The 5121-nt window shown below is 68.3% G+C and carries 1 protein-coding gene and 3 pseudogenes; 1 reads left to right on the forward strand and 3 read right to left on the reverse strand.

All coding sequences use genetic code 11. From position 1 onward, the window contains the following. Both AC1D00_RS25825 and AC1D00_RS25830 read right to left on the reverse strand, forming a co-directional pair. Positions 1-125: pseudogene (locus AC1D00_RS25825) on the reverse strand (biotin transporter BioY); the annotation flags it as partial. Positions 126-215: 90 nt separating this feature from the next. Beyond that, entirely contained in the window at positions 216-1403 is a 1188-nt protein-coding gene (locus AC1D00_RS25830) for a pyridoxal phosphate-dependent aminotransferase (RefSeq protein WP_477012597.1), read from the reverse strand. Between the two features lie 204 nt (positions 1404-1607). Between AC1D00_RS25830 and AC1D00_RS25835 the strand changes: the two are divergent. Next, positions 1608-2019: pseudogene (locus AC1D00_RS25835) on the forward strand (M48 family metalloprotease); the annotation flags it as partial. Here the strand turns inward: AC1D00_RS25835 and smc are convergent. Continuing rightward, positions 2006-5121, reverse strand: a pseudogene (gene smc / locus AC1D00_RS25840) (chromosome segregation protein SMC); the annotation flags it as partial. The pseudogenes AC1D00_RS25835 and smc overlap by 14 nt on opposite strands.

A 5121-nucleotide genomic window follows, 5' to 3' on the forward strand; every position in this document is an offset into this window, starting at 1 on the left:
GTCATGGGCACGTAAGGCAGCGGCAGGTTCGCCTTGGCCGACAGCGCCAGCAGCGCTGTGCCGAGCGCGATCAGCACGAAGGCGCGGAGGCCGCCCACGGTTTCACCCGGCCGGGTCGGCCACATCAATGCGGCGAGAGGAGAATGCGGTGCAGCAGCGGACGGGACGGATCGGTCAGACAAGGTGAACTCCGGAGGTGGGGCGAAAACTGGCGGCTATTTAAGCCAGTGAGCTATCCGGTCAACTGCCTCCCGCATCTCCTCCGCCGAACGCGCGTAAGAGAAGCGGATGAACGAGCGGCCATGGATGGGATCGAAATCGAGGCCGGGCGTTGCCGCGACATTCGCCTRTTCCAGCATCTGCTTGGCGAACTCGAAACTGTCGGAGGTGAAGTCCGAGACATCGGCATAGAGATAAAAGGCGCCGTCGGCCGGCAGGAACCTGGTGAGGCCGGCCTTGGGCAATCCTTCGATCAGGATGCGCCGGTTTTCCTGATAGCCGTGCTTGATCTCCTCCATCTCGGCCGCGCCGTCGAAGGCGGCCTCGGCCGCGATCTGCGACAGCGACGGCACCGAGATCGACAGGTTCTGCTGCAGCCGCTCGATCGGCCGCACCAGAATCTCCGGCACGACCATCCAGCCGACGCGCCAGCCCGTCATGCAAAAATACTTCGAGAACGAGTTGATCACGAGGGCGTGGTCCGACAATGCCGCCGCCGTCACCGCCGGAAACGCATAGTCGAGCCCGTGATAGATCTCGTCCGAGATGAAGCGGATCTTGGCGTCTTCGGCCGCCGCGATCAGGCCGGACAGCGCCTCGCGGGACATCATCGTTCCCGTCGGATTGGCGGGGCTGCCGACCAGCACACCCTTCAGCGGCGCCTTGCGATGGGCGGCAAGCAGCGCCTCGCCGGTGAGCGCGTGGCGTGTCTCGTTGGTGGTCTCGATCAGCACCGGCTCGCAGCCGAGCGCGGTGAGGATATGGCGGTACGGCGGATAGCCCGGCACCGTCACGGCGACGCGATCGCCAGGCTCGAACATCGACAGGAAGGCGAGGATGAAGCCGCCCGAGGAGCCCGTCGTCACCACGATCCGCTCGGCGCTGACCTCACAGCCATAGACGTCGCGATAGTGCCGCGCGATCCGCTCGCGCAAGGAGGGGATGCCGAGCGCGGAGGTATAGTCGATCCGCCCCGCCTCGAGCGCCGCGTGCGCGGCCGCAATCGCGGTCTTCGGCGCGCCGGCCGCGGGCTGGCCGACCTCCATATGGATGACATGGCCCCCGGCGGCCTCGATTCGGGCCGCCGCGGCCATCACGTCCATGACCATGAACGGGGGAACATCGCTACGGCGGGAGGGCTCGAGCCACTGTCCCAACCGGTTCCTCAATGTCGCATCGTGCATCGATTTCTGCTATTTCGCTGGCGGACCGGTCCGTCCGGTCCGGGGAACGGGGCGCTTGCGCCCCAGACTGGCCGCATTGTACGGCTCATAAGGGGTAAGGCTCATAGGCCATATCGCGTATCCGGTCTGCCGCCAATCGCCAAAACCAATCACGAAACTGCTTGCCAAGACGACTTGCCAAGACCGTTTGACCAAGACCGCTTGATGTTGCTCCAGATCGCATTGCGCAAAAAGACCTCCGCCCTCACCGCCCTCGTCACGGCCGCGGCGATCGCCTTGCTGCCGCTCCCGGCGGCACGGGCGCAGCAGAAGGGCCCGCCGGTCCTGCGCGACACCGAGACCGAGCAGTTGCTGCGCGAATATACGCGCCCGATCCTGCGCGCCGCCGGTCTGGAAAAGCAGAACATCCAGATGGTGATCATCAACGACGGCTCGTTCAACGCGTTCGTCGCGGACGGCCGCCGCATCTTCGTCAATTACGGCGCAATCCTCCAATCGGAGACGCCGAACCAGATCATCGGGGTGCTCGCGCATGAGACCGGGCATCTGGCGGGCGGCCATCTGTCGAAGCTGCGCGAGCAGCTCGCCGCCGCCCAAACCCAGATGATCACCGCGAAGATCAGCGCCATCGCGGTCAGCGCCTGCTCGCCGCCCGAGAGCAGCGACAGCGTCTGCGGCTTCTTGCCCGGCGGCTTGGCGATGATTTCCAGACCAGCCTCCAGCGGGTCGTCGCTCTCGATCAGGTGCAGCGCGGCCTCGCCGCCGCCGAACAGCTCGACGAACAGGCGCTTGAAGTGGTTGTTGACGACCTCGAACGAGGTCAGCAGCCGCTCGCGGGCCTCCTTGTTGAGGCTCTGGATGCCCTGGCGCAGCCGCTTGATGGCTTCGACGAGGTCATCGCGCTCGGTGACGAGGCCGTTGTGCTGGGTCTCGACCTCGCGCAGCTCTTCCTCCGCTCGCAGGTTGACTGCGCCGAGGCGCTCGCGGTCGCGGCGCATCTTTTCGAGGTCTTCCTCGATGTCGTGCAGCGGCGGCAGCTCCGCGCCGGGCTCGATCTCGGCAAGGCCGGCGACGGCCTGCGGCTCGACCTCCAGCATGTCGCGGATCTCGCGCTCGATGTCCTCGAGCCGGCGCCGCGCGCCTTCCATGCGCTCCTCGGCGCGGGCGGTGGCTTCGCGGGAGCTGGAGAGCGCCTCGAGGGTCAATTTCGCCACGCGATCGGTTTCGGCCATCGCGGTCTCAGCCGAGGCGAGCGCGTCCGCGGCCATGCGGCGATCGTTTTCCGCGTATTCGATCTCGGTGATCAGCGCGCTGCGCTTCTCGGCGAACACTTGCGGCGCGTTTTCGAGCTCACTGCGTTCGATCGTGAGTTCGGCGATGCGGGCCTGGATGGTGTCGATGTGGGAGGCCGCGCTCTCCTTGCGGTTCGCCCACTCGGTGCGTTCGGCGAGGATCGCCTGCACGCGGCGGTCGGCAAGCTCGGCCTCGCGCGCCAGCGCCTGCGCCTCGGCGCGGACCTGGGCGGCCATGCGGCGATGGCCTTCGATGTCGCTGCGGACGGCGGCGAGACGGGTCTCGGTGTCCTCGCTCGACGGCAGTTCGGAGATGCCGGCCTCGGCATATTCGTAGGCGGCCTCGGCTTCGGCGCGGTCGGCGGCGAGACGGCTGTGCGCTTCCGACAGCGTCGCCTTGCGCGCGGCGTGGCGGCTGATCTCGCGCTCGGCCGTGGCATGGCGCTCACGCGCGGTGTTGAGCTCGCGCTGTGCGGCGCGCCAGGCTTCGCGGCTCGCGCCTTCGGTGCTGGCCGCCATCTGCAATTCGGACTCGGCATTCTCCAGCGCCTGGCGCTTGATCTGCGCGTCGATGCGGGCCTGCTCCAGCTCGTTCTCGATGTCGACGAGGCGGGCGCGTTCGGCAAGGCGGCGTGCTGCGCCGGTCGGGGCGTGAGCCGCCGCGACGAAGCCGTCCCAGCGCCAGACGTCGCCTTCGGGCGAGACCAGCCGCTGGCCGGTCTTCAGCTGCGAGACCAGCTCGGCGCCGCGCTCGCGCGGCACAACGCCGATCTGCGCCAATCGGCGGGCCAGCTCGGCCGGGGCCTGCACGTGGTTCGCGAGCGGCACGACGCCTTCGGGCAGCTCCGGATCGCCGTCGGTCTCGCCGACATTGGTCCAGCGCATCGGCGCCGACGGGTCGATCGGTGCATCGAGATCGTCGCCGAGCGCGGCGCCGATGGCCTTTTCAAAACCCTTGTCGACAGTGATGYCGTCGATGATCGGCGGCCACAGATTCTTGGTCTCGCCGTTGACGATCTTGGAGATCGTGCGGGCCTCGGTCTCGAGCCGCTGCACGCGCTTGTCGGCCTCGTTCAGCGGCGAGCGCGAGGATTCCAGCGTCTGGCGCGCAGCGACGTGCGCAGCTTCGCTCGCCTGGGCTGCGGCCTCCGAGGCCGCAAGCGTCTGCTCGGCGTTCTCGACCGTGGCGGTCAGCTCGTCGAGGTCGCCGAAGCCGCCCGTTTCATCAGCAAGCTTCTGCTCCTCGGCCGCGACGTTCGCGATCTCCTGGTCGAGCCGGGCGAGCTTGTCGCGGTGGGTGCGGACATTGGCTTCGAGTTGATTGCGCTTGGCGGTGAGGTCGGCGAGCGCGGTGGTGAGCTCGGCGAACTGCTGCTCGGTTTCGGTCAGCACCGCCTCGGCTTCGCCGACGCGCTCGTCGACGCCGGAGCGCTTCTCGACGCGCGACTTGATCTCTTCCTTCRGCTCGGCATCTTCGCTGTCGAGGCGCTGGAGCGCGACGTCGGCGTCCATGGTCTGCTGCTGGGCACGGGAGATGTCGCCCTCGAACTGGGCGAGGCGGCGCTCGAGCTCGGCGACGCGCTCCTTGGCGCGCTCTTCCTCGCGGTCGAGCAGCTCGCGGGCATTGGTCAGGCGCTGGAGCCCGGCCGCGGCGCGCGCCTCGGCATCGCGCAGCGCCGGCATCTCGGCGGCGCGGATGGCCTGGATGCGGGCGGCTTCGGCCTGGTGCTGGGTACGCTCGGCCATCTCGCGGACGGCGAGATCGTGCGTCTGGCCGGATTCGTTGACGTCGGCATGGGCGCCGATCCAGCGCAGATGGAACAGCGTGGCTTCGGCCTTGCGGACCTTGGCCGCGACCTCGCGGTAGCGCACGGCCTGGCGGGCCTGCTTCTTCAGGCCTTCCATCTGGCCGGAGAGCTGGCCGATCACGTCCTCGACGCGGGTGAGGTTGGTTTCGGCCGCCTTGAGCCGCAGCTCGGCTTCATGGCGGCGGGCATGGAGACCGGCGACACCGGCGGCGTCTTCCAGCACGCGGCGGCGCTGCTCGGGCTTGGCCTGGATGATCTCGCCGATCTTGCCCTGGTGGACGAGGGCGGGCGAGCGTGCGCCGGTGGCGGCGTCCGCGAACAGGATCTGCACGTCGCGGGCGCGCACGTCGCGGCCGTTGATGCGATAGACCGAGCCGGCCTCGCGCTCGATGCGGCGGGAGATTTCCAGAAGCTGGCTGTCGTTCATCGCCGCCGGCGCGGTGCGATCGGCGTTGTCGATCGTCATCGTCACTTCGGCGTGGTTGCGTGCCGGACGGTTGCCGGAGCCAGCGAAGATCACCGCGTCCATGTCGGCGGCGCGCAACGATTTGTACGACGTCTCGCCCATCGCCCAGCGCAGCGCTTCGACGAGATTCGACTTGCCGCAACCGTTGGGTC

It is taken from the genome of Bradyrhizobium sp. P2_E8, assembly GCF_056403875.1.